Raw genomic sequence first — 26,132 nt, forward strand, 5'->3', positions numbered from 1 at the left:
CCATGAGCGAACTATGCGAGCAATTGCCCTTCGGCTTCGCCCGGCTTTTTGGCGTGTTGCTGGAGCATGACGGCGACGACCTGCGCCTTGCCCTGCGCAGTGATGCGCCGCTCACCGCATTGGCGGAAGCGCGGCGGGTCTGCGGACGCGCATTGCCGTTTCAAATTGTCGAGGCCGATGAGTACGCCTCGCGCCTGGCGGCGGCCTATCGCGAGGGGCACAGTGCGGTGGAGCAGGTTGCCCAGGGGCTGGACGAAGAACTGGACTTGCTCAGCCTGGTCGATCAGGTCCCGCAAACCGCCGACCTGCTGGAGCAACAGGGCGACGCGCCGATCATTCGCCTGATCAACGCGCTGCTCGGTGAAGCGGTGCGTGAGCATGCCTCGGATGTGCACCTGGAAACCTTCGAGCAGTACCTGTCGGTGCGCATGCGGGTGGATGGCCAACTGCGTGAGATGCTCAGGCCCAAGCGCGAACTGGCGACGCTGCTGGTGTCGCGGATCAAGGTCATGGCGCGCCTGGACATTGCGGAAAAGCGCGTGCCCCAGGATGGGCGAATGGCCTTGCGCCTGGCCGGGCATGAAGTCGATGTGCGGGTCTCGACGCTGCCTTCGGCCCATGGCGAACGGGTGGTGCTGCGCCTGCTCGACAAGCAGGCCGGGCGCCTGGACCTGCATCGGCTGGGCATGCCGGACGATACCCTCGCGGTCCTGCGCCAGTTGTTGGGCAAACCCCACGGCATTTTGCTGGTGACCGGGCCGACCGGCTCCGGCAAGACCACCAGCCTGTACGCCGCGCTGAGCAGCCTGAATGACCAGACCCGCAATATTCTCACAGTCGAAGACCCGATCGAATATCACCTGCCGGGTGTCGGCCAGATGCCGGTCAATCCGAAGGTCGACATGACCTTCGCCCGGGGCCTGCGGGCGATTTTGCGCCAGGATCCGGACGTGGTGATGGTTGGCGAAATTCGTGACCGCGAAACCGCCGAGATCGCTGTCCAGGCGTCCTTGACCGGGCATCTGGTGCTCTCGACCCTGCACACCAACAGCGCGGCCGGCGCGGTCACGCGGCTGGTAGACATGGGCGTCGATGCCTATCTGCTGGCGTCCTCGCTGGTGGGCATTCTGGCCCAGCGCCTGCTACGCACTTTGTGCCCCCATTGCAAGGTTTCGTACCTCGCCGACGCGGCGGCCTGCCAGCGCCTGGGGCTCGACACGAGCACGCCGCACACCCTGTTCAAGGCCTCGGGCTGTGAACAGTGCCAGCACGGGTATCGCGGACGTATCGGCATTTACGAACTGATCAGCGTGACACCCACCGTCTCGGCGCTGATCCATCAGGGCGCCCGCGAGCAAATCCTCGTCGACGAAACGCGCAAGGTCTCGCGCAGCCTGTTTCAGGACGGGCGCCAGCGGGTGCTGGAAGGATTGACCAGCCTCGATGAGTTGCTGCGTGTGACGCAGGAGAACTGACCGGTGCCGACCTTCGACTACCGCGCCCACGACGCCCAGGGACGATCCTGCAGGGGACGACTGGAGGCCGATGGACCCCGCCATGCGCGACAGTTGTTGCGTGAGCGCGGCTTGTGGCCACGTGTGTTGACCGAAGTCCGGATCGGCAGTGGCACAGGCAGGCAACCTCGCGGAGGAAGCCTGAGCGCAGCTGATCTGGCGCTGTTGACGTTGCAATTGTCAACGCTGGTTCAGGCCGGACTGCCCCTGGAAGAAGCGCTTGATGCGGTGGCGAAGCAGAGCTCAAAGCGCAAGGTGGCGGGCTTGCTCTCGGCGGTCAGGAGCCGGGTGATGGAAGGCCACGCCCTGGCCTCGGCGTTGGGGCAGTTTCCCAGGGCCTTCCCCGAGTTGTTCCGCGCCACCGTTGCCGCTGGAGAACGCTCGGGGCATCTTGGCCATGTGCTGGAGCAACTGGCGGCCTACACTCAGGCCCGCCAGGCCTCGCGGCAAAAGATCCAGATGGCCCTGGTGTACCCGTTGATCCTGATGTTGGCCAGCCTGGCAATCGTCGGTTTTCTGCTCGGTTATGTGGTACCGGATGTGGTGAAGATCTTCGTCAACAGCGGCCAGCCGTTGCCCTGGCTGACCCAGGCGCTGATCGGCGTGAGCAACGGCCTGCGCAACCATTTCCTGTTGTTGATGAGCGTGCTGGCGACGTTGTTCGGCCTGTGGCGCTGGAGCTGGCAGCAGCCGCAGTGGCGTCTGCGCTGGCATCGTTGGGTGCTGAATGCACCAGTCATCGGTGAAGTGCTGCGTGCCATGGAAGCCGCGCGGTTTGCCAGCACCCTGGCAATCCTCGGCAAAAGTGCCGTGCCGTTGGTGGACGCACTGGAAATTGCTGCCGCGGTCATTGGCAACCTGACCATCCGCGCGCGGATGGTCGATGTCGCCCGCTCGGTCCGCGAAGGCGGAACACTGACCCGTGGCCTTGAACTGAGCGGGGACATCCCGCCGATGATGCTGCACATGATCGCCAGCGGCGAACGTGCCGGCGAACTCGACCGCATGCTCACCCGGGCCGCCGAACAACAGGAAAACACCCTCGCCGCGCGCATTGCGCTGGTGGTGAGCCTCTTCGAGCCGGCGATGCTGGTGCTGATGGGCGGCGTCGTGCTGCTGATCGTCATGGCCATCCTGCTGCCGATTCTCAGCCTCAACCAATTGGTGAATTGATCCATGCAACCTGTCCGTAAAAACCTTTCCCGCGTCCAACGCGGTTTTACCCTGATCGAAATCATGGTGGTGGTGGTCATCATCGGCGTGCTGGGGGCTATCGTGGTGCCACAGTTCATGAGCCGCCCTGATCAAGCCAAGGTCACTGCCGCCAGAATCGATATCCAGGCCATCGCCACCGCCCTGGAAATGTATCGCCTCGACAACGCTCATTACCCTTCGACCCAGCAAGGCCTGGAAGCGTTGGTCAAACGTCCCTCCGGACTGCCCGCGGCACGGGGCTGGAACCCTCAGGGTTACCTCAAGAGCATGCCGGTCGATCCGTGGAGTACGCCTTACCAGTACCTCAATCCGGGTGTGCGATCGGCAGATGGCACTTACGACCTTTTTTCCCTGGGCGCTGATGGCATTGCGGGCGGCGAAGGGTTTGCAGCCGAAATCGGCAATTGGGGCAATTGATCCGTGGGCTACCGCTGTCGGGGGTTTACGTTATTGGAGCTGATGATCGTGATTGTCGTGGTTGGCGTCTTGCTGGGCATGGTGAGCTTTGTCGGTGGGGGCAGTCCCGCGCGCGAGGTCAGGCAGGAAGCCGAGGCGATGGTGCAGGTGATTCATCAATTGCGTGAGCGTGCGGTGTTCGAGGGGCAGGAGTATGGCTTGCGGCTGGGTACCGATGGCCACCGGGTGATGCGCCGGGGTGATGGCGGGTGGGAGCCGGTGGAGGAGCTGACTGCCTGGCCTTTGAGCGTGCGAGTACGTTTGCAGCAGGACGGCTATGGGGTAGAGCTGGACGCTGAAGAAGGCGCGCCGCAGTTGCTGTTGCTCAGCAACGATGAAACCAGTGCCTTCACGCTGACATTCGAGTCCGGCAACAGGACCTGGCTGAGCGTGACCGGCGATGGCATCGGCGAGGTGGCGATCGATGACTAGCCGGCCATCCTTGTCGTCCATGGCTGGCTTCACGCTGCTGGAAATCATGGTGGCCCTGGCGGTCTTCGCGACACTGGCGGCAGCCGTGCTGTCGGCCAGTCAATACGCGGTGAAGCAGCGCGGCGCAGTTGAGGAGCGACTGTTTGCGGCGTGGCTGGCGGACAACCGGTTGAGCGAGCTACGCCTGCAATCCGGCCTGGCGGCCGGTCAGCAACAACAGGTCGTGTCCATGGATCAGCGTGACTGGGTGCTGCAACAGCGCATCAGCGCCACCGGCGATCCGCGTTTGCTCCAGGTCGACATCCAGGTCAGCCCGGCGAACAGTGCGCACGCCTTGCATCGTGCCAGCGGCTGGATACTCGCGGTTCATGAATAAGCAGCGCGGGTTCACCTTGCTGGAGCTGGTCATCGCCATGGCCATCTTCGCCGTGCTGGGGCTGGCCAGTTGGGGCTTGTTCGATAGCGTGCTGCGAGTGCAACAGGGCACGACAGCCCACGAGCGAGCACTCAGGAGCCTGCAACGAGCGATGGCGGTGATCGAGCGGGATCTGCTGCACGTCACCGCACAGCCGATGGTGCTCGCACCGGCGCTTTTGCAGTTCCGGCGCAGTCACTGGCGCAATCCTCTGGACCAACCGCGCAGTGAGCGTCAGGCGCTGACCTATCGACTCGATGGCGGCGTGCTGTGGCGCGAAAGCCAGGGTGAAGGTACGGAGTTCGTGCAGCGGCGAAAACTGCTCGAAGATGTTCGTGAGTTGCGCTGGCGTCTGTTCGACAGCCAGTCCGGCTGGGCCGCTCATTGGCCGGCCGGGCAGGACGCGAAGGCGCCCATGGCGCTGGAAGTGCAAGTGTCGGTCGGGCGCTTCGAATCGATTCGTCGGGTGTTGCCGATGCCGGGTGCATTGCCGTGAACGGTCGCCAACGCGGCATTGCGTTGATCAGTGTATTGCTGGTCATGAGCCTGGCACTGCTGATCATTGGTGGCGTGTTGCGCAGCCATCACCTTGCGCTGCAAAGCAGTGGGCAACAGTTGCAGCAGATACAGCTGCGGCAACTCGCATTGGGCGGGGAAACCTGGGCGTTGTTGCTGTTGCGCGATGCGTTGCAGGACGCGAAAAAACCCGTCGAGCGGATTCAAGGCTGGACGGCCATGGCACCGGGTTTCGACGTTGAAGATGCACAGATCCGAATCGATATCGATGACCTTGCCGGGCGCTTCAATCTCAATGCTTTGTTACGCCAGGGGCAGGTGGATCAAGTCACCCTCAACCGTTGGGCGCACCTGCTCGAGCTGCTCGAACTGCCTCCTCTGCAACTGAGCCAGGTCGGGCCGCTGGAGGAACTGAGCCAGCTGCGCTTGCTGCCTGACATTGACGCTCGCCTGCTGCAGCGGCTGGAACCCTGGGTGGCGCTGTTGCCCACCGACGCCGCCTTGAACATCAACACCGCACCGTCGCTGCTGTTGAGAACGCTCGGCGAGGTGGACGCCGCGACCGCCGATGCGCTGGCGCGTCAGGCTGCAACGACACCCTGGGCGAGCGTCCAGGCGTTTACCCAGGACCCGTTGCTCTCCGGGCAGGGCCTGAGCAATCACGGACTTGGTATCCAAAGCCGCTGGTATCGGATAAGGGTGCAGGTGACCCGGGGCGGTCGCGAACTGCACCTGGCCACGGATGTCGGGCACGACCCCAAGACTCAACAGCTGTCGGTGCTGCAACGACGATTTCTTCCCATGAATAGCCACGAGAGGTCGCGATGAACACTTGGCTTTACCTGACCGCCGAAGGCCAGGACGCGCCATCGAGCCTTTGGCCTTGCGTCCTGTGGTCACAAACCGGTCAACGCCAGCCGATGCCCTTGAATCAGGTGGCCTCGGCATTGAAGGGGCAGGCGGTCGATGTGCTGCTGCCCATGGAACTGTGCAGTTGGGTTCGCAGCGAGCCATGGCTGGCGCGGCGTAAACCTGAGGCCCAAGCCATAGCCTTCGCCGTGGAAGATCAACTGAGTGAAACGCTGGAGAGGGTGCATCTGAGCGTTGGTGCTCGTGATCGTGACGGCTGCTACCCGGTCATGGTCATTGGCCACGAACGCTTGGCCGCCGTGCTCGACTTGCTGCACGAGGCGGGTATTGAGGTGCGCGGGGTGTTCGTCGATGCCGATCTATTGTCCGGCGATCAGCCGTGCGGCGCATGGTGGTTCGGTCGCTGGTTGTTGGGGGCAGGCCTGTCGGCGCGCCTGGCGATGTCGCAAGACCACCTAGCACTCCTCACCCCGTTATTGCCCAAGGACATGCAATGGCTGGACGACCGTGAGGACCCCGCTGTCATCGACCAATGCCTGACCCACCGCCCAACCCGGGCCATCAACCTGCTGCAAGGCGCATTCGCCCCACAGGGCAAGCGTCTGCCATGGCGTGCCGGCGGGTGGGTGCTGTTGATGCTGGCGCTGTTGACCTGGGGTGCCAGCGAGACGCGGATCCGCTTCCTCGACAGCGAAGCCCGTCGCCTGGCCGCCCAAAATGAACAGCGATTCAAGGCGCTTTACCCGGAGCAAAGCCGCATCGTCGATATGGCAGCGCAACTCAAGGCCCTGCAAAACCAGCCTGTGGATTCGCAAAACGCCCGCATTGCCGGACTGCTCCAGTTGATTGAGCAGGTGATTGGCGCCAGCCCGGTCGAGGTCCAGCGCATCGAGTTTCGAGCAGGCGAAGGCTGGAAAATCCAGCTGACCGCCAGCGGCTTTACCGAGCTGGAGCAGTTGCGGGAACGCGGGCGACAACAAGGCATGCCCGTCCGGCTCGACAGCGCTAATAAAGCCGCTGACCGGGTGCACGCCACCCTTACTGTGGAGGACGAAGCATGAAGCAGGCATGGCGGCGCATTTCCGCGCGCGAACAACGGCTGTTGCAGGTGTTGGGGGCTTTTTTGTTGGCAGTTGTGGCTTTCAGCCTGATCTGGCAACCAACCCGGCAGCGGCTGGAAACTGTCGAACGACAATACCAACAGCAGACAGGGCTGGCCGCGCAACTGCAGCGGGCATTACCGCGCAGCCATGTCCCCGTCGACAGCGAAAAACCGCTATCGCTGCGCATCAGCGAAAGCGCCACGACGGCGGGGCTGGAAATCCGTCAGATGGAGAGCGACAGCGATCTGCTGCGTCTGACCCTCAATGGCAATGCGCAGCCCTTGATGCTGTGGCTCGATGGCATGGAGCGCGATGGAGTCGCGCTGCAAACCCTGACGCTGGAGAAGCGTGACGATGCCCTGGAGGCGCGGGTGGTGCTCAAGTAGTTGCACTACCGCTCAATGAAAAACACCCGGCTTATGCTGGGCGTTTTTCAATGTGCAGATTTTCAGTGTCCAATGAGCTGTTCGGCGTAGCGGGCGATCACGTGATCGAAAGCTTTTTGCTCAAGGATACTGTTAGAACGAATAGCAGCAACGAGGCGGACCAGGTCTTCCTCACTGGCCTGTGTGATGAACTCGTCATCGAATAAGCCACGGATTGTGCTCTGTCGGCGATTGTTGAGGTAGGCAATATTGAGTGCCAGTACTTCAATCATTTTCGTTGCCGGCAGATCGTCCCGCTCGGTTGCTTGAATTTCGCCGGTCTGCAAATAACGGAAACGGTGCTCGCAATGCTCATCCATCGGTGAGATATGTTGCGCTTCGTCAAACCAGTTGCCTTTGCGATGACCGCAGTGCAATGGATTGCCAGGTGTTGTCTCTCGCAGGCAGGAGGCGTGGAGGTTATGGTACTCCAATGCCAACTCCTCATAGTGTTCTTGAGGCCTGAAGTGTTCGATATGACTGCTGGCAGCATCTATCTCTCTACCGCAGTAGCAACAGAAGAAGCCTTGTTCTTGCAGCAAACTGTTGTGCAAATCACGCTTTTGCGGATTTTGCAGTGTTGGATAAGTAGGACTCCACTCTTCGTTTGCCGAGCTTTTCCATCTTGTAAATGAAGCGGGTTCAATTCCTTTGAGCACTCGTTTCATTTGCCGAGGATCTCCTTGCGTCTGATCAGCGCCTCTGCTCCAGCGAATTCCGGAAGATCAGGGGCTCTCAACTTCAGTGCCTTGAGTTGCGCCTTGGCTTTCTTCAGGTCGTTGTCTTCCAGTGTTGAAAACAGTTCCGAGAGCATTTTTTCAATTTCGGGTTCGCGTTGGGTAACCCCCATCACTTCCTCCAGCACGCTGCTGGAGTCCAGACCGTAGGTGACCCGTGGGTGGGACGGATCGCCGTTGTGCAGAATGATGACTTCTTCGGGTTGGAGGCTGCCGATGATTTGAGGGGAGTGGCTGGCGGCGATGAATTGGACTTTCGGGAAAGCTTGTTTCAGCGCAGGCACGATGTTGCGTTGCCAGGCTGGGTGAAGATGGATGTCCAGTTCGTCGATGATGACTACGCCTGAAGTGTTTTTCAGGACGTCCTTGCCCATGTGAGGGTTGAGGATGCACATGCGGCGGGCGATGTCTGCGAAGAGGGCGACCATGCCTCGCTGGCCGTCACTAAGGTTGTTGAAGGGAATGGTTATGCCTCCTTCAACATCTATCAATAGGCTTTGAAGCCTGAGGTCGTAACGAAGGTTTTTAGCATTCGGCAGAGCTATCCCGATTGCTTGATTGACCAACGTCAGTTCGTCATCGAATGTCGGTATTGCCGTTTTTGAATCCAGCAAACTTTGCATGCGTTCGAGCGTCTTGCCGATCAGCCAGCTTTCGAAGTCTTTTAAGTCGGTAACTGCATCAAACCAATTCGTATATCCGTCCAGGCGGGAGATTTTTTGCTGTGCCGCAAACTCGGCCGAAATATTTGCGCCTTTCCATTGACGATTAGATCGATAGAAAGCGAGAACGGGTAGCTCGACACTTTCTCCGAGATCGAACTTTGCGAGCTGTTTATCTGTTGCAAGCATTAACTCAAGATCTACCAAAGGTGGGAGATGCTCACCCGCTTGAGTGGTTTCCCATTTATTGACTCCTAAAATATCTCCCTGAGCTGCAAGCAGAAGCGGGAACTTTCTTTCGAAGCGGCTACGGCTTTCAAATTTGTTGATGACAAAGCGCACGTCGTTCAGGTCTAAGCCGATGGGCTGTAGTTTTATCGAATTCGCATATTCAATGAACGAAGCGGCCGCAGCCTGCAGCAATGAAGTCTTCCCGCTCCCATTAACCCCCACCACCAGATTGAAACCCGGTTGAAAGTCGAAAGTGACATCTTCGTAACAACGAAAATTCTGAATGTGGAGACGGTCCAGGCGCATTCTGGCTTCCCTTTACCAAGACTGACGAATGCCGTCAGTGTACCTTGGCTCGCGATTACCGCTAGGGTGCAGTTGTGGCTAAACCTTCGCTGTACCCGGCAACAACGGCAACTTCGCCAGCTTCAACGCGACCAGCAGCGCAATCACCAGCAGCGTGCCGATGAACAACCCGATGCCGTTCCAGCCGCCCAGGTGCCAGAACACGCCACCCGCCGTACCGGCGATGCTTCCCCCGGCGTAGTAGCTGAACAGGTACAAGGACGATGCTTGCCCCTTGGCCCTGGTGGCGCGGCGGCCGATCCAGCTGCTGGCCACCGAGTGGGCGCCAAAGAAGCCGAAGGTAAAGATCAGCATGCCGATGATCACCAGCGGCAAGGGCGTAAACATCGTCAGGGCCAGGCCGCCGATCATCAGCGCGATGGTGCTCCAGAGCACTTTGCGGCGACCGAGTCTGTCGGCCAGCGAGCCGATTTTCGCTGAGCTGTAGATGCCCGACAGGTACACCACCGAGAGCAAGCCGACGAAGGCCTGTTCCATGTTGTACGGCGCGGCCAGCAGGCGATAGCCGATGTAGTTGAACAGCGTGACGAACGCGCCCATCAGCACAAAGGCTTCGAGGAACAGCAACGGCAGGCCGGCGTCGCGAAAGTGCATGGTGAAACCGTCGAGCAGGCTGCGCGGGTGCAGTGAGCGGGCGCGGAAGTTGCGTGATTCGGGGAGGATTTTCCAGAACACTGCCGCGGCAATCAACGCCAGGCCACCGATCACCAGCATCGCCGTGTGCCAGCTGACGAAGTCGATCAATACCCCGGTGATCAAGCGTCCGCTCATCCCGCCAATCGCGTTGCCACCGATGTACAAACCCATGGCGAGGCCGATGTGCTGTGGGTGGATCTCTTCGCTCAGGTAAGTCATCGCAACCGCGGCCAGACCGCTCAACGACAATCCAATCAGCGCACGCATCAGCAGCACACCGTGCCAGCTCGGCATCATCGCACTGGCCATGGTGCACAGCGCAGCGGCGAACAGTGCGGCCACCATCACCGGTTTGCGCCCGACCCGATCGGAAATCGGGCCAGTGATCAGCAGGCCGATGGCAAGCATGCCGGTGGCGATAGACAGGATCAGGCTGCTTTGTGCTGCGTTGATGGAATACTCATCGGACAGCAGCGGCATCATCGGCTGCACGCAGTAGAGCAGGGCGAAAGTCGCGAAGCCGCCGCAGAACAACGCCAGCACCGTTCGCATGAACGCCGGGGTGCCTTTTTCGATGTAGATCTCTGCCAGCTCAGCGGCGATAGCGTCCGGCACTGAAGGTGAAACTTCATGGGCGAGTGGGGCAACAGCAGTTTTCACGTTGGACCTCGGAGGACGCAGCCGGTCAGGCAATGAAAAAAGCATATAGCTGGCTAATGATTCAATCCAATATATTGTTCGACCTGTTTGATAGCTTTAACGACCTAATGGGGTTTCCATGGAATTGCGTCATCTGCGCTACTTCATCGCCGTTGCCGAAGAACTGCACTTCGGCCGCGCCGCACAGGTGCTGGGCATCTCCCAGCCACCGCTGAGCCAGCAAATTCAGGCGCTGGAACAGGAAGTCGGCGCCCGGCTGTTCGAGCGTACCAATCGTCGGGTCGAGCTGAGCGAGGCCGGTCGGTTGTTTCTGCAAGAGGCGCGACTGGTGCTGGCGCAGGTCGACAAAGCGGCGGATGTCGCGCGACGGGCGCAACTGGGCGAGTTGGGTGAGCTGAAAATCGGCTTCACCTCGTCGGCACCCTTCAACTCGACCATTCCCCAGGCAATTTTTTCTTTTCGTCAGCGCTTCCCGGCGGTGCACCTGAACCTGCGGGAAATGAGCAGCACCCAGGTGGCCGATGCGCTGGTGGACGAGTCGATTGAAGTCGGCATCATGCGTCCGCTCGGGCTGCCGGACTGCCTCAGCGTGGTCGAGTTGATGCGCGAGCCGCTGGTCGCGGTGCTCAGCTCAAAGCACCCGTTGGTAGAAGGCAGCGAGGAGGGCTTGTTCTTGTCAGCACTGGCGCTTGAGCCCTTTGTGTTTTTTCCGCGCAGCTATGGCAGTGGCCTGTATGCGCAGTTGCTCAGTCTGGCCCGGGACTCCGGCTTCACTCCGCATTTTGCACAAGAGGCTGGCGAGGCGATGACTATCATCGGGTTGGTGGCCGCGGGTCTTGGCGTCTCGGTGATGCCGGCGTCTTATCAGCGGATGCGCATCGACGGTGTGGTCTATCGACCGTTGCTGGATCCAGCAGCGGTGTCGGCGGTGTGGCTGGTTCAGCGCAAGGATCAGAAGTCGGCGATGGCCAAAGCGTTTGTTGAACTGCTGACGCGCAAGGTTGAACCACTGAAGCCGTGACGGCTGCGCCGTCCATTCGCGAGCAGGCTCGCTCCCACTGGTTTCAGCGGTGTGAGAACAATGTTCCCTGTAGGAGCGAGCTTGCTCGCGATGGACTAAAGAACGCCACGTTCACCCAGGAAACACGCGCCATCGTTAGCGACCATCGCGAGCAAGCTCGCTCCTACAGATCAGAGTTTTCGCCGCTGCCCGTGGGACATTTCTGAACTACCACCGGCAGGCTACAGCGCCTTGCGACGTTGCCTGCAACTACTCCAGAATCCGCCGGCTTGTGCGCTTTGAGGGCCATCGCTAACTTGACTCATGTCACTGATGGTCAGTGATCGGGTTTAGTAGCCCGTGTTCTCGCTAAGTGCATTTGCGCTCCTGATAGGCAGGTATGTCCATACCTGCCCTTGACGGTAGCTGTGCGCAGGGCGCCTTCGGGCGCGCCGGTTTGGCGAAAACCCGGTCTACTAACCTGCGTACAGCTGCCACCCTTTTGATTCGTAGCGACTCGGTGTTGGCTCCTCTTTTCTGGGCACTGAATCATGACCAATAAAGCAAAAAATCCGCCGGACACTCCACGCCAACCCAGCAATATCTTCTTGATCGCCCCGGATATCGACAACCACACACTGCTTGAATACGCCTGTGTGTCGCTGGCCTCAGCGAATGTCATGGCGAGTGATTTCGCGAGGAGTTTGAACGGGTCGCAGAGCAACACCCTGCTGGGTATTCAGCAGTCGATCATGCTGGGGGAAATGGCGGTGAATCGGGTGTTGGATAACCTCGATCCACCGTAAACCTCTGTAGGAGCGAGCTCGCTCGCGAAAAACGTCCGGGCAGCGCGTTCATTCAGGCAGCACGCGTTATCGTTGACGTCCATCGCGAGCAAGCTCGCTCCTACAAAGGTTACGACCAGCGCTTGAAAATCAGCGAAGTATTCACCCCGCCAAACGCAAAATTATTGTTCATCACATACTGATTTTTCATCTGCCGAAACTCGCCGCGCAGGTAGTCGAGCTTGCCGCAATGCGGGTCGACTTCGTCGAGGTTGAAGGTGTGGGCGTACAGGTCGCGGTTCATCATTTCAATGCTGAACCAGGACTCCAGCGCACCACAGGCGCCGAGGGTGTGGCCGAGGAAGCTTTTCTGCGAACTGATCGGCATGTGTTCGCCGAACAGGCTGCTGGTGGCCAGGGTTTCGGCGATGTCGCCCTGTTCGGTGGCGGTGCCATGGCCGTTGACGTAGCCGATATCCGACGGTTTCAGCCCGGCGTCTTCCAGGGCCAGTTCCATGGCTCGGCGCATGGTGACTTGTTCGGGACGGGTGGTGTGCTGGCCGTCGGCGTTGCTGCCGAAACCGACGATCTCGGCATGGATGTGGGCGCCGCGGGCCAGGGCGTGTTCCAGTTCTTCGAGCACCAGCATGCCGCCGCCTTCGCCGATCACCAGGCCGTCGCGTGCGCTGTCGTAAGGGCGCGGGCTGCGTTGTGGGGTGTCGTTTTTCAGGCTGGTGGCGTAGAGCGCGTCGAAGACCATGGCTTCGGTCGGGCACAGTTCCTCGGCGCCGCCGGCGAGCATCAGGGGCAGGCGCCCGAACTTGATCGCCTCGTAGGCATAGCCGATGCCCTGACTGCCGCTGGTGCAGGCGCTGGATGTCGGGATCAGGCGGCCGGTGAGGCCGAAGAAGATGCTGATATTGGCTGCCGTGGTGTGCGGCATCATGCGCACGTAGGAGTTGGCGTTCAGGCCTTCGGCCACCGAGTTGAGCAGCATGTTGCCGAACGCCTTGATCTCGTCGGTGCTGCCGGTGGAAGAACCGCAGGCAACGCCCATGCGCCCGTCCTTGATCGACTCGTCACCCAACAGACCGGCGTCGGCCAGTGCCATCTCCGCCGCACCCACAGCAAGCCGCGAAACCCGGCCCATGCTGCGCAGTTGCTTGCGGGTCCAGTGGCTCGGCACCTTGAAGTCATCGATGGGGCCAGCCAGGCGCGTGTTGAGCTCGGTAAAACGATCCCACTCGTCCATCCGGCGGATGCCGCTGCGGTTGGCCGCGAAGTTGCCGGCGATGGTCTCCCAGTCGCTGCCCAGTGAGGTGATGCCGGCCATGCCGGTGACGACGACGCGCTTCATCAGCACAGGCCTCCGTTGACGGCCAGAACCTGCCGGGTGATGTACGAGGCTTCCGCCGACATCAGGAAATTCACCGCGCCGGCCACCTCTTCAGGGGTGCCCATGCGTTGTGCTGGGATCATTTTCATCAGTTCTTCCACCGGCACGTTTTCGTCGAGCATGGCTGTGTCGATCAGGCCGGGTGCGACACAGTTAACGGTGATTTTGCGCTTGCCCAGCTCGATCGCCAATGCCTTGGCCGCGCCGATCAACCCGGCCTTGGAGGCACTGTAGTTGACCTGGCCACGGTTGCCGATCAGCCCCGACACCGAAGTGATGCAGACAATCCGCCCGGCGGCGCGACGACGGATCATCGGCATCATCACCGGGTGCAGCACATTGTAGAAACCGTCGAGGTTGGTGCGCATCACCACATCCCAATCCTCCTCGCTCAGGGCCGGAAAGGCACCGTCGCGGGTCAGGCCGGCATTGAGCACCACGCCGTAATAGGCGCCGTGGGTTTCCACGTCGGCCTCGAGAATTTCCTTGCAGCGGGCGCGGTCGGACACGTCGAATTGCAGGATGCGCGCACGACGGCCCAAGGCCTCGACTTCGGCCTTGACCGCTTCGGCGTCGGCCAGGCCGCTGCGGCAATGCAACACGATGTCGTGCCCGGCCTCGGCCAGGCGCAAGGCGATGGCGCGGCCGATGCCTCGGCTGGAACCGGTGACCAGTACGGATTCAGTCATCACTGGGCTCCTTCGGGTTCATGGAGATATTGAGCGGCCTGGGGTGGGCGGAACACATTCAGACGGGCGGTGACGTGTATGCCGGGGGCGTTGATGTGGCATTCGAACACGCCCATGCCGTTATCGTCTTCCAGGGAGCGAATCCCGTGGATGGTCAACTCGGTACCGGCCGGAAAACTTTCAACGTTGCATTCGAACTTTCGGCTGCCGAGCAGGAAGCCCAATTCCACCGCATCACCGCGCTGGCGCGCATGGCAACCGGCGAAGGCGGCCACACTCTGGGCCATCAGTTCGATGCCGACCCAGGCCGGCAGGCTGCCGTCGGGGAGGTTGAACAGGCCATCGGGCTTGACGGTCAGGCGCGTGTGAATCTGCTCTTCATCGAACGCCAGGATCCGGTCGATAAGGATCATATCGCCAGCGTGGGGCAGCAATTCGGCGAGCGGCCAGTCAATCATGGGGCGTCTCCGATAATCAGGCTGACGTTGTTGCCACCGAAGGCAAAGGAATTGCTCATCAGGTAGCGGGGTGCAATGGACGTCAGGCGCGTGGCCGGGGTCACCCATTGCAGCGGTGGCAGTTCGGGGTCGGGCTGTCCGTCCCAGACGTGCGGCGGCAGGGCATGCTCGCGATTGTCCGGGCTCAGGCTCAACCAGCAGAATGCCGCTTCCAGCGCCCCGGCGGCACCGAGGGTGTGGCCGGTCATGGGTTTGCTCGACGAGCAGGGCACGCCGGCCGGGAACAACGTCGCCACGGCCTGGCTTTCCATGGCGTCGTTGTGCTGGGTGGCGGTGCCGTGCAGGTTCAGATAAGCGATCTGCTCCGGTTGCAGGTTGGCGCGGCCCAAGGCTTTGCGCATCGCTTGCAGGGCGCCACGACCGGTCGGCTCCGGGGCGGAGATGTGATGCGCATCGGAACTGGCGCCGCTGCCGAGCAGGGCAATCGCTTGGCTGTCGCCTGCACGCTTGGTCATCAGGAACAGCACCGCCGCTTCGCCAATGTTGATGCCATTGCGGTTCACCGAAAACGGATTGCAGCGCTGTTCCGAGACCGCTTCGAGCGCCGAGAAACCGTTGAGGGTCAGCTTGCACAAAGTGTCGACACCGCCACACAGCACCGCGTCGCAAATGCCCAGGTCCAACAGGCGCTGGGCGCTCATCAAGGCCCGGGCGCTGGAGGTGCAAGCCGTGGAAATGACATAGGCCGGCCCGCTCAATTGCAGCCACTCGGCGAGGAAGTTCGCCGGTGCCCCGAGTTCCTGTTGCTGGTAGTCGTACTCGGCAGGGAACTGCTTTTCGCGCAGGTAATGCGCCAGGCCCTGGCTGGCCTCGTCGATACCCGAGGTGCTGGTGCCCAGCACGACACCGATGCGGTCGCGGCCGTAGGTCTGGATCGCGCTGTCGATGTCCGGGCGGATTTGCAGCGTGGCTTCGAGCAACAACTGATTGTTGCGACTGTGATGGCGCGACAGATCGGCTGGAATGCTTGCCAGTTTGCCCCGGACCGCACCGACCGGCAGCGTGCGTTGCGGCACCCATCCGGCTTGTTCGCGCATGCCGCCGCAGTCGCCGGCAAACAGGTTGCGGGCAACTTCCTGCCTGTCGCGGCCCAGCGCGCAGACCAATCCGAGGGCGTTGAGGTAGGCCGTCATGGCGTTTCACCGCTCAGGGGGGTGACTTGATAGCTCGGACCACGCGGTAGCTTCAATTCAAAATTCTGCGGTTGTGCGTAGCGGATGTCCCAGCGCTCGGGCAGGTACCGTTGCCTGCCGTGCTGCCAGGCGCCGGGATAGTTGGCCGCCAGTTCGTCTTGCGGCGTCAGCGCAAACAGCAGCGCCGCGAACAGCTCCCGGGCTTGCGGATTGGGCGGCAGGAAACCATCGGACTCCCAGGTTTTATCGATCAATTTCTGGCGGGCCTGGGGAATGCCCAACAGGTCCATCATCGACCAGCGGATACCCGCCTCTTCACGCTGGATCACCAGCACCCAGTCCTCGCGTTCGTCGGCCTGCCCGCGCTGGATGTGCAATTGCAGCGGCAACGGCAGGTCCGGATTGTGCTCGGGCAGCGGCGCCCGACCGGCGCAGGCGCTCAGCAGCAGGGTGGCGGCGACTAACAGCAATCGAAATGCACCGATTACCCCTGTGGGAGCGAGCTTGCTCGCGATGGCGGCGGCAAATCCGGCATATCCGCTGGCTGACCCACCGCTTTCGCGAGCAAGCCCGCTCCCACAGGTTTGGTGTTTCAAGCGGTTGGCAATGAACATCACACAGTTCCTTCAAAAGGTTTGCGCGCCACCACATTGACCAGGGTTTCTTCCCGTTGGCCAAAGGGTTTTGGCTTGCACACACCCAAGTGTTCGAGCAGGCCGAAATCCTTGGCGCGACTCCACCACAGGTACGGATAAGACACGTTTTGCGCGGTAAATTCGAAGCCCTGCTGGTGAATCATTTGCAGGTACTGCGCAGCGCTTTTCTGCACGTGCATCGGGTGGCGGAACAACCAGCGGATCACCCAGGTATCAATGTAAGCCTCGGTGGATTCGGCGAACAGCAGATAACCGCCGGGTTTGAGCACGCGGTAGAACTCGGCCAATGCCTGTTCCTGTTCCACCAGATGATGGAAGGTCTGGTGACAGAACAGCAGGTCGATACTGGCGTCCGGCAGGTTCAGGCTGGCACAGTCGCCGCCGATCAACTCCACTTCCATGCCCTGGCGGGCTGCTTCTGCGCGGCTCTGGTCCAGGCTCTGGGGATCAGCATCGACGCCAATCAGGCGACCGGGCGCAAAGGCCTGGCGCAGCAGCGGGAATGACTTGCCCTGACCACAACCGGCATCCAGCAGCACCGGGCTAACCGGTAGCGCTTCGCTGAACAGGCTGCGCAAATCGTCGATCGCCAACCGCAGCACATAGTGTTGCCAGATCTGACTGCGCAGGAACCACAAGCCGAAACGGGTTTCTTCGACGTACTTGTCGCTCAAGTAGTTCATGACGCATCCCTTGCACAGAACTCCGATATCACCTTCAACCGGCGCCTGGCTTCGCTGACGAACGGGTTGCTTGGGTCCCAGGCATAGCCGGCAAGAATGGAGCTGATCATCCCGCGGATTTCCGGTGAACTGCCCTCATGGAAAATCACGTCCTGGAAGGTCCCGGCGTACCAGCCTTCGACGTAGCAACGGAACGTATCGACGCCGCGCTTGAGCGGTTCGGCGAACTCGGTTTGCCAGTCGACGGCTTCGCCTTGCAACTGACGGTGCAAGACCCCGGCGGCCATGCTCGCCGAACGCATGGCGATGGTCACGCCGGAGGAGAATACCGGGTCGAGGAATTCCGCGGCATTGCCCAGCAGCGCGAAGCCCGGGCCGTGCAGGGTTTTGACGTTGGCCGAGTAACCGCCGATGGTTCGCGCCTCGGTGTCCCACTGCGCATTTTGCAACACGCTGGCCAGGCTTGGCGTCTCGGCGATAAAGCTGCGCAGGCACTCATCCAGATTGTCGCTGCGGCCGGCGAAACGCTCCTCTGCCGCGACCACGCCGACCGAGCAGCGCCCGTTGCTGAACGGGATGGTCCAGAACCATACGTCGCGCTGGGTCGGATGAGTGGTCACGAGGATCTTGCTGCGGTCGAAGGTCGGGAGGTCGATACGGTCTTCGACGTGAGTGAACACGGCCTGACGCACCGGAAAATTCGACGGCGCCTCGAGGTCGAGCAAGCGCGGCAGCACGCGGCCGTAACCACTGGCATCGAGCAGGAAACCGGCCTCGACGCGGTACTCGCTACCGTCTTCGCGGCGCACGCCGAGCTGCGGTTTCCCCGGGTCGATGTCAACGCTGACGATGGTTTCGCCATAGCGGATCTCCACGCCTTGCAGCGTGGCCTGATCGGCCAGCAGCTTATCGAAATCGGCGCGCTGGACCTGAAACGTCGTCGATTTGCCGTGGCTGAACGTTTCGCCGAAATCGAACGCGCTGTAGCGCTCGCCCCAGGCAAACGCGGCACCGGTTTTCAGCTGGAAGCCGGCCGCGTTGACGGCGTCGAGCATGCCCGCTTCTTCGACGAAATCCAGGCAGTGGGCCAACAGGCTTTCACCGATGGAAAACCTCGGGAAATGCTGGCGCTCGATCACCAGCACATCGTGTCCCTTGCGCTTGAGCAGCGCGGCGGCGATGGCCCCGGATGGACCGGCGCCGATGACCACGACCTGACGACATTCCATTTCAACGGTTGGCATGGGGGCTCCTTGCCGGGACAGCGGCTTTCAGGGGGATTCGGTGCATGCCGGTCAGGGCCGGCAGCAGTGTGGCGATCAGGCCCATCAGCATCAGGGCAAAGTACAGCGGCGGGCTGATGAGTTGCTGTTGCAGCAGCAGGTTGAGAAAAACGATTTCGCTCAAGCCACGGATGTTCAGCAGCACACTTTCCCGCCAGCGGCTGGCGCCCTGGAACGAGGCTCCGGCCCAGCCGAGGCCGAGCCAGTTACCCAGCAGTTTGCTCAGCATCGGCAACAGCAGCAGGGCGACCAGTTGTACCCAGCCGAGGCTGTCCATCGCGCTGTGTACGTTGATCTGCACGATGCCGAACGTGAGGATCAACGGGATGGCGATGTATGTCTGCAAGCGGCCCATCCACACGGCCGGCAGCGGCAGGACCAGTGGGGCTTTCAGCGCGGCCATGATCAACACATAGCCAATGCCGAAAATCAGCGCATTGAGCTTGAAGTGTTCAGCGACGACCAGCAGAGCGAAAAAGCTCAGGCTGTAGAGCCATGTCTGGCGCAAACCGAGCAACCGCAGCAGCACCGGCAGGCACGCGCCGGCCAGGGGTAGCAACAGGCTGCTCAGGTGCAGGCTGCCCTGGGCGATGCCGAACAGCGTCCAGCAGGCGAGGTCGATGAGGATCGCGGTTTGCACCAGTCGCCGGGTGGCGGCGGGTGGGTAATCGATGTGCCGCAGGTACAGGTACAACACCGGGATCGCGGTGATGGCGAACAACAGGCCGACGGCCAGCGAGCTGATCCACGGTTGCGCCGGCAACAACCAGACCGCCGTGGCCAGGCCGCAGGCAAACGGAATGCAAAAGCTGGGCAGGGCAATTTTCAGGCTTTGGCGATCCAGTTGCAGGTCGATCACATCGCTGAGGATGTAGCCCAGCAACAGGGCAAAGCTCAGGCTGTAGAGGTTCTTCAGCCAGCCCGGCGACACCAGCAGCGCACCGCTCAATTGCCATTGGGGCTCGATCCAGAAATACATCAACAGCGGCAAGCCGAGGGTCGCCAGCAACAACTGGCTGACGATGGGAATCAGGCCGAAATGCCGGCCGACGCGAGTCGCCACGGCGAACAACACCAGCGCCATCGCCCAGAACAGAACGACCATCACGTTGCCCGCTCCACGGCCGTGGGCTCATGCACCTGGCGACCGGCCCACGGCGCGAGCAGGAAGCTGAAGATCAGGCCCAGGCTCACCGACAGTCCGAAATTGCTCACCGCCGGGGTGCTCGACACCGCCAGCAGGCCGAACGACAGCCAGGTGGTCAACGCCGCCAGCAGGGTGCCCAGCAGGCTCACGGCCGCGCCACCGACCTGTTCGCGCATCAGGATCGCGTAATCGACACTGATCGCCGTTACCAGCAGCAGGCCGAACAGGCTGAACAGGGTCAACGGCTGCCCCAGCCAGCCGAGGCTGGCCAGGCTGCACAACGCCGCCAGCAGGGGCAGGGACACGATACGCAACGCGCCGCCGAGGCCGAATGGCAGGATCAGCACCAGCACGATCAACACACAGGAGGCGAGTTTCAGTTCCGCAGCACTGATTTGGGTGGCCGCGAAGACGTTGTTCAATTCACCCAGTCGATCCACCAGTGTCACGCCGGGTAAGTCCTCACCCTGGAGCCGCAGCAGGGCCGGGTTGTTGATGCCTTGCAGGCTGACCATCGCCGCCACGCCGTCATCGGTCGGCCCCAGCCACAGGGGCCGGTAGGGTTCTGCCAACGGGCCGCCGAGCGCTGCGTCGATGTCCACGGTCGGCAATGCCTGTAGCTTCGCAAGCTCCGCTTGCAGCGCCTCGGCCGGTACGCCGATGTCGAGCAAGGGTTGCCAGAACGAAGGCAGTTTGCTCAGCGCGTCGCGCACCTGTTGCTGTTCGTTCGGCGGGCTGACCAGTTGATTGAGCGACAGATAACCCTGGAGCTTTTCCAGGCCAATCAATTGATCCAGTCGCTCTCTCAGGGCGGTCTGGCGTTCGAGCAGTTGCTGCTGATTGGCGGCGCGTATCAGGAAGAACTGGCTGGTGGGCTGATAGCCAGTGATCCGGGCAATGGCTTGGGCTTCGTCGGTCAATTTTTGCGGTGCGCTGATCCACTGACGGATGTCGTTTTTGCTGCCCAGTTGCAACAGGCCGCCCACGCAAAAGGCGATCAGCAGCGTCAGCAAGACTGGCGTTTTCAGCTGTTTGAGCAGCGCTTCACGACAGTCCAGCAAAAGCTCGCACATGCGCAATGGCCACTGCGCCGGGCGCAGGTCTACGCCCTTGAGCAATGCCGGCAACAGGCACACGGCGGACAGATAGGCACCGAGCAAACCGGCGGCAGAGAACGCGGCAATCTGGGTCAGCGCCGGGAAGGGTGTCCAGGCCAGGGCCAGATAACCGATGCCGCTGGTGATCAGGCTCAGGGTCAAGCCGGGCAAGGTCAGGCGCAGTGCAGGCCAACTGTGCCAGGGTTTCAGGCTCCAACTCTTGGACAGGTAGTGCAGCGGGTAATCGACGGCAACACCGATCAGGCTCGAACCCAGCACCAGCGTCATCACGTGCATATGGCCGAACAACGCCACGCAGGCCACCGCACCGAAGAGCATGCCCACCAGCACCGGCACGAACGCCAGCAAGACGCGCCAGCGCCGGAAGGCCAACAGCAGCAGTAACAAAATCCCCACGGTGGCACCGCCACCGACCCAGGTCATCTCCCGGGCGGCCTGCTGTTGCCCGCTGGCTGCGTACAACAGACCGCTGGCGGCGAGCAGTTGCACGTCGTGCCGGGCGGCTTCCTCGCGGCTGTGCTCGAGCAGGTCGGCCACTTGCAGCGGCAGGTTCATGTCGAAGGCGTTGCCAGTGGTGCGCGCGCGCAGCAGCACCCAGCTCTTGCCGTCGGCATCGGCGACCAGGGCGCCGCTGCCGATGTCCAGTTGCACCGAACCGCGTTGCGGCTGGCTGTTCTGGATGCGCCCGGTCAGGCCCAGCCAGTCGTCCTGGCTGGGCACCAGGCTGTAACCGTTGAACGGGTCGAACAACGCCTGCACCCGTTGCTGGATAAAGGTGTCGGGGTGTTCGATCAGCAGTTGTCGGTCCGCCGCCTGGAGCATCGCCAGGCGACCTTGCAGCAACTGCGTGCGCAGTGCCGGCAAGTCGGCTTGCAAGGTCCACTGGACCTTTTCGAACAAGCCGCTGACTTGCCATTGCTCGCCGAGTGTCTGCGCCATGGCGACGGCCTGCTGGCGATCGCTGTGGCCGACCAGCACCAGCATTTCGCGGTTCAGCGGTTCTTGCATGCGTTGTTCGGCGCGCAGTTCCAGGGCATCGGGTGCCGTGCCGGGCACCAGATCCATCAGGTTGGCCGACAGCGGTGCGGCGTCACGCCATTGCCAACCGGCGAGCGCCAGTACTGCCAGCAGCAGGAGCAGAAACAGTCGTGGCAACCACCGTTCACTCGGCAAAGTCATGTTGCTCCGCGTCGCTCAACGGTTGGGTGCTGGTGCTGTCCCGCATGCGCAACAACGTACTGTCGCCCTGGGTCTCGAGCAGTTCGATGCTGTGCACCAGTTCTGCGCCGGTAATGTTGATCTGGTTGAACACCTGCTTGAGCAGCATCGAGCGCGGCAGTAGCGTGAGTTTCCAGTTCTGCGCGTCGCCGCTCAGGGACAGCTCGAAATCCCGTTGCAGGCCACTGCTGTCGCCTTGCAACACGGCGAGGAACAAACGGTTCTGCTCGGCACCGGCGCTTTTGCCCGGCAGCATTTGCCAAACACTGCCGTCACGCCGGGCGATGCCTTTGGCGGTGATGCGATAGTCCTGTTGCAAGGGTGTTTTCAGCAGCCACAACAAGCCGTGGTTTTTTGCCAGCACGAACGTGCCCTTGCTGGTCAGCGGCTGGGGCAGGGCGCGCAGGTGTTTTTCCTGGATGAAACTGCCGTGGATCACCTCGGGCCTGGCCAGTTGATCGCTGAGTTGTTGCAGGTCGAAGGCATGGGCCAGTCCAGGAATGCCCAGTAGCACGCAGAACACTGTAGGAGCGAGCTTGCTCGCGAAAAACCTGAGGGCGCCGCGGACTGTCAGGTGCCCAGTGTCATCGTTAACGACCATCGCGAGCAAGCTCGCTCCTACAGGGGAGCGGGAGGGGCAGAAAATCATCGCAGAGCTCTCTCAACCGCGTCGGTGAACACTGTCGGCGAGACCAGTTGCATCTCGCGGCTGGCGAGATCGACGGCCACCTGTACCGACAGGGCCCGGGTCAGGCGCTCACCGGTTTGCAGGTCGCTGATCAGGTAGTTGATCTTCAGGCGGTTCTCCCACTCCACCAGGTTGGCGCGCACGTTGAGTGTCTGGCCGAACACCGCACCGCGCACGTAGCGCAATTGCAGGTCGATCACCGGCCAGGCATAACCTGATTCGTTCATCGCCGTGTAGTTGTGGCCGATCTTGTCCAGCAGCGCACAGCGGGCGACTTCCAGGTATTTGACGTAATGGCCGTGCCAGACCACGTGCATGCTGTCGACGTCAAAGAACGGTACGACGATTTCCGTGTCGGTGTAGAGAAATCCCTTGCTACGCATGCAGCCTCCAGTGTTGTTCGGCGATGCGTTGCAGGCACAGGCGCAATTCGCCTTCCAGCGCGCGGTCTTCGATGACCGGGGGGAAGTCCTTGGCCAGAGCTTGATGCATGGCAGCCAAAGCGGGTGGCAGTGGCCGTGCATCTTCGGCCTGGCCGCGCAGCCAGACGCCCTGATTGGCCGCCAGCAGCGTGGCGGCTGCCACCTGTTCGGTGAGTTCCAGCACGCGGATCGCATCCCGGGCGGCAATGGTGCCCATGCTGACCTTGTCCTGGTTGTGGCATTCGGTGGAACGCGAGAAGACGCTGGCCGGCATGGTGTTCTTCAACGCTTCGGCGGTCCAGGCACTGGTACCGATCTGCACTGCCTTGAAGCCGTGGTTGAGCATGGCACGGTCGGCCGTGGCGCCGGACAGGTTGCTCGGCAAGCCATGGTTGTAGCGCTCGTCCACCAGCAGCGCGAGTTGCCGATCCAGCAGGTCGGCGACGTTGGCCACGAGGTTTTTCAGGCTGTCCATGGCGAAGGCGATATGGCCGCCGTAGAAGTGCCCACCGTGCAGCACACGCTCAGCCTCGGCGTCGATGATCGGGTTGTCGTTGGCGCTGTTGAGCTCGATTTCGATGAACGAGCGCAGCCAGTTCAGGCTGTCGGCCAGCACGCCCAGCACATGGGGTGCGCAGCGCAGGGAATAGCGATCTTGCAAGCGATGCAAGGGCGCGGTCGGCGCGTCGATGGCCAGGTCCTGGCGCAACCACGCGGCGACCTGCATCTGCCCCGGGTGTGGCTTGGCGGCGAACAGGCGCTCGTCGAAGTGCTCCGGGTTGCCTTGCAGGGCGACCACGTTCAGCGCGGTGATGCGTGTGGCCAGATGCAGCAGGTAATCGGCGCGGGCGTAGGCCAGACAGGCCAGACCGGTCATCACCGCGGTGCCGTTCATCAGCGCCAGGGCTTCTTTCGGACGCAACACCAGCGGCTGCCAGCCGAGTTCGCGGTGCACATCGGCAGCCTGCCGGCGCTCGCCACGGAACATCACCTCGCGTTCGCCGGACAGCGTGGCGGCAACGTACGAAAGCGGCGTCAGATCACCACTGGCGCCCACCGAACCTTCTTCCGGAATCAGCGGCAGGATGTCGTGTTCAAGGAACGCCTGCAGGCGCTCCAGCAACTCCACGCGCACCCCCGAAACACCGTGGCACAACGACTGCAAACGCGCGGCCAGTACCGCGCGGGTGGCTTGGGCGTCGAGCAGTTTGCCCAGGCCACAGCCGTGGAAAGTGTACAGATGACGGGGCAGCGCCTCGACGTGATGCAGCGGTACCGCGACCACGCAAGAGTCGCCGTAACCGGTGGTCACGCCGTAGATCACGCCTTCCTTGTCCAGCAGAGAGTCGAGAAAACGCGCACCCTTGGCGATGCGCTCGCGGTAGGCGGGATCGCTTTGCAACTGCGTCGGCACCTTGCGGTTGGCCAGTGCCAACACGTCTTCAATGCGCAAAGGGCGTTCGCCGAAGGTTACCGGCTCAAGCGTTGGCGTCGTCATCGGTCTTCCAGAAAGGGTAAAAGTTGAACCATTGTTGGGGCGCTTCGAGGCAATAGTGACCCAAGCGTTCGGCGTAGCGGGAGGCCCACTGATGAATGACCTGTTCGCGGTCGCTGCGCTTCCAGGTGATTGCCTCAGCGAAGGGTTCAATGCTCAGTCGATAGTCGCCGTCGGGCTTTTTCAGGCACAGCAACAGGTTGACCGGGCATTTCAGCAGGCCGGCCAGCAGCCACGGGCCCTGGGGGAACCTGGCCGGATGACCGAGGAAGTCCACGGTCGCGCAGCGTCCGCCATGCAACGGCACGCGGTCGCCGGCAATCGCCAACCACTCGCCACGCTCCAGGCGCTCGCTCAGTTGCAGCATGATCCCGGGGTCTAGTTCGCTGACCTGTATCAGGCGCAAATTGGTCGCCCCGGCTTCGCCCAGCAAGCGGTTGAATTGTTCGGCGTGTTTGGTGTGCACCAGCACGTTCATCGTGACCTTTTCGCCGATCTCCGCCAATGCGCGGCAGACTTCCAGATTGCCCAGGTGTGCGCCCACCAGCATCTGCCCGCGGGCACCGCGCAACTGGTCACGCAGCAGCGCCGGGTCGATGATCTCGATCTGTTCGATGCTCAGCTTGCCGTTCCATACGTCGAGTTTGTCGAGCATGGAATCGGCGAAAGCCATGAACTGGCCGAACACCCGCCAATGGCTCGGGCGCAGTTCGCTGCGCCCGCTCCAGTCGGTCAGGCGTTGCTGGTATTGCCAGGCACTGTGTCGGGCGCTGCGGCCGAACAGGAAAAAGTACAACACGATGCCATACAACACTGGGCTCAGTACCCGACGGCCCAGCACTTTGGCGCCGAACGCGGTGAGCTTCATCAGCCAGAAACTGCCCCGTTCTTCGCGGTCGGCCCAGTGTTGCTTGTCTGAACTCATGCCCGCCACCGTCGCCAGAGGATCACTGGCGCACGCAGCAACATGCCGAAGAACAGCCGCGTGTGCATGCTGGAAATCAGGACGTTGTCGTGGAACATCCGAAAATGCGAAACGCCATCGAGCGGGTAATGGACTTTGGTTTGCAGCCATTGCATCGGCTGATTGCGCCAGGCCAGTCGCACCAGGATGTCCGAGTCGAAGTCCATGCGCTTGCCGATTTTCGCTGACTCGATCAGCGCCAGGACCGGTGGCAATGGGTAAACCCGAAAACCGCACATGGAGTCGCGAATCTGCAGCGACAGGGTGTTGATCCAGACCATGACGTGAGTCAGGTAGCGCGCATACAAGCGGCCTTTCGGTACGCTGGCGTCATATTGCGGATAACCGCAAATCACCGCCTGTGGGTGGCAGCGTGACTGTTCGATGAAGCGTTGGACGTCCTGCAAATCGTGCTGGCCATCGGCATCCACCTGCAAGGCATGGCTGAAACCCAGGCGCGAAGCTTCGCGCAAACCGGTCATGACCGCGCCACCCTTGCCCTGGTTTTCGGCGAGGCGGATCAGGTAAACCATGTCACGTTGGGCCAGGCGATCCAGCACCTTGGCGCAGCGCGGGCTGCTGGCATCGTCCACCAGAATGCACGGCAGATGGCTGGCGATCAGCGCATCGACCACCGTGGTGATGGCTGTTTCGTGGTTGTACACCGGGACGATGGCGCAGGGGCTATGCATGTTGGTG

General features: G+C 61.8%; 28 protein-coding genes. 11 read left to right on the plus strand and 17 right to left on the minus strand.

Going from position 1 to position 26,132, the window contains the following annotated elements; genetic code table 11:
- The first annotated feature begins 2 nt into the window (after nt 1–2).
- From gspE to AC3IT6_RS01960, 9 genes are read left to right on the plus strand one after another with little or no spacing between them, the layout of a single operon-like run.
- Nucleotides 3–1,475 (plus strand): type II secretion system ATPase GspE, encoded by a 1,473-nt coding sequence (gene gspE, locus AC3IT6_RS01920; RefSeq protein WP_489354106.1) that lies wholly within the window; start codon nt 3–5, stop codon nt 1,473–1,475.
- 3 nt (nt 1,476–1,478) lie between these two features.
- Entirely contained in the window at nt 1,479–2,687 is a 1,209-nt protein-coding gene (gene gspF / locus AC3IT6_RS01925; protein ID WP_489354107.1) for a type II secretion system inner membrane protein GspF, read from the plus strand.
- Nucleotides 2,688–2,690: 3 nt separating this feature from the next.
- Nucleotides 2,691–3,146, plus strand: a complete 456-nt coding sequence (gspG, locus tag AC3IT6_RS01930; RefSeq protein WP_458370572.1) for a type II secretion system major pseudopilin GspG — start codon at nt 2,691–2,693, stop codon at nt 3,144–3,146.
- A gap of 3 nt (nt 3,147–3,149) precedes the next feature.
- Nucleotides 3,150–3,617 carry a type II secretion system minor pseudopilin GspH gene (gene gspH, locus AC3IT6_RS01935; protein ID WP_489354108.1) on the plus strand — a complete coding sequence of 156 codons (468 nt, stop codon included), beginning with the start codon at nt 3,150–3,152 and terminating at the stop codon, nt 3,615–3,617.
- Nucleotides 3,610–3,993: a type II secretion system minor pseudopilin GspI gene (gene gspI / locus AC3IT6_RS01940; RefSeq protein WP_458370574.1), complete on the plus strand. Its 384-nt coding sequence runs from the start codon at nt 3,610–3,612 to the stop codon at nt 3,991–3,993. Before gspH ends, gspI begins: the two co-directional genes overlap by 8 nt.
- Entirely contained in the window at nt 3,986–4,528 is a 543-nt protein-coding gene (locus tag AC3IT6_RS01945; protein WP_489354109.1) for a type II secretion system protein GspJ, read from the plus strand. The genes gspI and AC3IT6_RS01945 overlap by 8 nt, the downstream gene beginning before the upstream one ends.
- Nucleotides 4,525–5,376, plus strand: coding sequence for a type II secretion system protein GspK (locus AC3IT6_RS01950; protein WP_489354110.1), 852 nt, complete (start codon nt 4,525–4,527; stop codon nt 5,374–5,376). Before AC3IT6_RS01945 ends, AC3IT6_RS01950 begins: the two co-directional genes overlap by 4 nt.
- Complete coding sequence (gene gspL / locus AC3IT6_RS01955; protein ID WP_489354111.1) at nt 5,373–6,479, plus strand: type II secretion system protein GspL; 1,107 nt, start codon at nt 5,373–5,375, stop codon at nt 6,477–6,479. Before AC3IT6_RS01950 ends, gspL begins: the two co-directional genes overlap by 4 nt.
- Nucleotides 6,476–6,907: a type II secretion system protein M gene (locus AC3IT6_RS01960; protein WP_489354112.1), complete on the plus strand. Its 432-nt coding sequence runs from the start codon at nt 6,476–6,478 to the stop codon at nt 6,905–6,907. Before gspL ends, AC3IT6_RS01960 begins: the two co-directional genes overlap by 4 nt.
- A 62-nt stretch (nt 6,908–6,969) precedes the next feature.
- Here AC3IT6_RS01960 and AC3IT6_RS01965 read toward each other — a convergent pair whose 3' ends face one another.
- The 3 genes from AC3IT6_RS01965 to AC3IT6_RS01975 form a co-directional block, all read right to left on the minus strand.
- A complete protein-coding gene (locus AC3IT6_RS01965; protein ID WP_489354113.1) occupies nt 6,970–7,614 on the minus strand; it encodes a retron system putative HNH endonuclease in 645 nt (214 codons plus the stop codon).
- The gene (locus tag AC3IT6_RS01970) at nt 7,611–8,882 is read right to left on the minus strand and encodes an AAA family ATPase (RefSeq protein WP_489354114.1); all 1,272 of its coding nucleotides are present in this window, start codon (nt 8,880–8,882) and stop codon (nt 7,611–7,613) included. Before AC3IT6_RS01970 ends, AC3IT6_RS01965 begins: the two co-directional genes overlap by 4 nt.
- Nucleotides 8,883–8,960: 78 nt before the next feature.
- Nucleotides 8,961–10,238, minus strand: coding sequence for an MFS transporter (locus AC3IT6_RS01975; protein ID WP_489354115.1), 1,278 nt, complete (start codon nt 10,236–10,238; stop codon nt 8,961–8,963).
- A 118-nt stretch (nt 10,239–10,356) separates the two neighbouring features.
- On the opposite strand from AC3IT6_RS01975, the gene AC3IT6_RS01980 reads away from it, so the two are divergent.
- Nucleotides 10,357–11,259 (plus strand): LysR family transcriptional regulator, encoded by a 903-nt coding sequence (locus AC3IT6_RS01980; protein ID WP_489354116.1) that lies wholly within the window; start codon nt 10,357–10,359, stop codon nt 11,257–11,259.
- Between the two features lie 530 nt (nt 11,260–11,789).
- On the plus strand, nt 11,790–12,044 hold the full coding sequence (locus AC3IT6_RS01985) for a DUF6124 family protein (protein WP_489354117.1): 255 nt from the start codon (nt 11,790–11,792) through the stop codon (nt 12,042–12,044).
- A 109-nt stretch (nt 12,045–12,153) separates the two neighbouring features.
- Here AC3IT6_RS01985 and AC3IT6_RS01990 read toward each other — a convergent pair whose 3' ends face one another.
- Genes AC3IT6_RS01990 through AC3IT6_RS02055 form a run of 14 tightly spaced genes read right to left on the minus strand, consistent with a single transcriptional unit; the run spans nt 12,154 to nt 26,125 of the window.
- Complete coding sequence (locus AC3IT6_RS01990) at nt 12,154–13,380, minus strand: beta-ketoacyl-ACP synthase (protein ID WP_489354118.1); 1,227 nt, start codon at nt 13,378–13,380, stop codon at nt 12,154–12,156.
- Nucleotides 13,380–14,108: a 3-oxoacyl-ACP reductase FabG gene (gene fabG, locus AC3IT6_RS01995; RefSeq protein ID WP_489354119.1), complete on the minus strand. Its 729-nt coding sequence runs from the start codon at nt 14,106–14,108 to the stop codon at nt 13,380–13,382. The genes AC3IT6_RS01990 and fabG overlap by 1 nt, the downstream gene beginning before the upstream one ends.
- Nucleotides 14,108–14,566, minus strand: coding sequence for a hotdog family protein (locus AC3IT6_RS02000; protein WP_489354120.1), 459 nt, complete (start codon nt 14,564–14,566; stop codon nt 14,108–14,110). The genes fabG and AC3IT6_RS02000 overlap by 1 nt, the downstream gene beginning before the upstream one ends.
- Nucleotides 14,563–15,759 (minus strand): beta-ketoacyl-[acyl-carrier-protein] synthase family protein, encoded by a 1,197-nt coding sequence (locus AC3IT6_RS02005; RefSeq protein WP_489354121.1) that lies wholly within the window; start codon nt 15,757–15,759, stop codon nt 14,563–14,565. The genes AC3IT6_RS02000 and AC3IT6_RS02005 overlap by 4 nt, the downstream gene beginning before the upstream one ends.
- On the minus strand, nt 15,756–16,373 hold the full coding sequence (locus AC3IT6_RS02010; RefSeq protein ID WP_489354122.1) for a hypothetical protein: 618 nt from the start codon (nt 16,371–16,373) through the stop codon (nt 15,756–15,758). Before AC3IT6_RS02010 ends, AC3IT6_RS02005 begins: the two co-directional genes overlap by 4 nt.
- Complete coding sequence (locus AC3IT6_RS02015; protein WP_489354123.1) at nt 16,373–17,098, minus strand: class I SAM-dependent methyltransferase; 726 nt, start codon at nt 17,096–17,098, stop codon at nt 16,373–16,375. Before AC3IT6_RS02015 ends, AC3IT6_RS02010 begins: the two co-directional genes overlap by 1 nt.
- On the minus strand, nt 17,095–18,342 hold the full coding sequence (locus tag AC3IT6_RS02020; RefSeq protein ID WP_489354124.1) for an NAD(P)/FAD-dependent oxidoreductase: 1,248 nt from the start codon (nt 18,340–18,342) through the stop codon (nt 17,095–17,097). Before AC3IT6_RS02020 ends, AC3IT6_RS02015 begins: the two co-directional genes overlap by 4 nt.
- Entirely contained in the window at nt 18,329–19,486 is a 1,158-nt protein-coding gene (locus AC3IT6_RS02025; RefSeq protein WP_489356468.1) for a sodium:proton antiporter, read from the minus strand. Before AC3IT6_RS02025 ends, AC3IT6_RS02020 begins: the two co-directional genes overlap by 14 nt.
- Nucleotides 19,486–21,825, minus strand: coding sequence for an MMPL family transporter (locus tag AC3IT6_RS02030; protein ID WP_489354125.1), 2,340 nt, complete (start codon nt 21,823–21,825; stop codon nt 19,486–19,488). The genes AC3IT6_RS02025 and AC3IT6_RS02030 overlap by 1 nt, the downstream gene beginning before the upstream one ends.
- Nucleotides 21,809–22,513, minus strand: a complete 705-nt coding sequence (locus AC3IT6_RS02035; protein WP_489354126.1) for an outer membrane lipoprotein carrier protein LolA — start codon at nt 22,511–22,513, stop codon at nt 21,809–21,811. The genes AC3IT6_RS02030 and AC3IT6_RS02035 overlap by 17 nt, the downstream gene beginning before the upstream one ends.
- Nucleotides 22,510–22,935, minus strand: a complete 426-nt coding sequence (locus AC3IT6_RS02040) for an acyl-CoA thioesterase (protein WP_489354127.1) — start codon at nt 22,933–22,935, stop codon at nt 22,510–22,512. Before AC3IT6_RS02040 ends, AC3IT6_RS02035 begins: the two co-directional genes overlap by 4 nt.
- Complete coding sequence (locus AC3IT6_RS02045; protein ID WP_489354128.1) at nt 22,928–24,472, minus strand: HAL/PAL/TAL family ammonia-lyase; 1,545 nt, start codon at nt 24,470–24,472, stop codon at nt 22,928–22,930. The genes AC3IT6_RS02040 and AC3IT6_RS02045 overlap by 8 nt, the downstream gene beginning before the upstream one ends.
- Nucleotides 24,453–25,394, minus strand: a complete 942-nt coding sequence (locus AC3IT6_RS02050; protein ID WP_489354129.1) for a lysophospholipid acyltransferase family protein — start codon at nt 25,392–25,394, stop codon at nt 24,453–24,455. The genes AC3IT6_RS02045 and AC3IT6_RS02050 overlap by 20 nt, the downstream gene beginning before the upstream one ends.
- Nucleotides 25,391–26,125 (minus strand): glycosyltransferase family 2 protein, encoded by a 735-nt coding sequence (locus tag AC3IT6_RS02055; protein WP_489354130.1) that lies wholly within the window; start codon nt 26,123–26,125, stop codon nt 25,391–25,393. Before AC3IT6_RS02055 ends, AC3IT6_RS02050 begins: the two co-directional genes overlap by 4 nt.
- Nucleotides 26,126–26,132: the final 7 nt, after the last annotated feature.

This window comes from Pseudomonas sp. KH_017 (genome assembly GCF_057840285.1).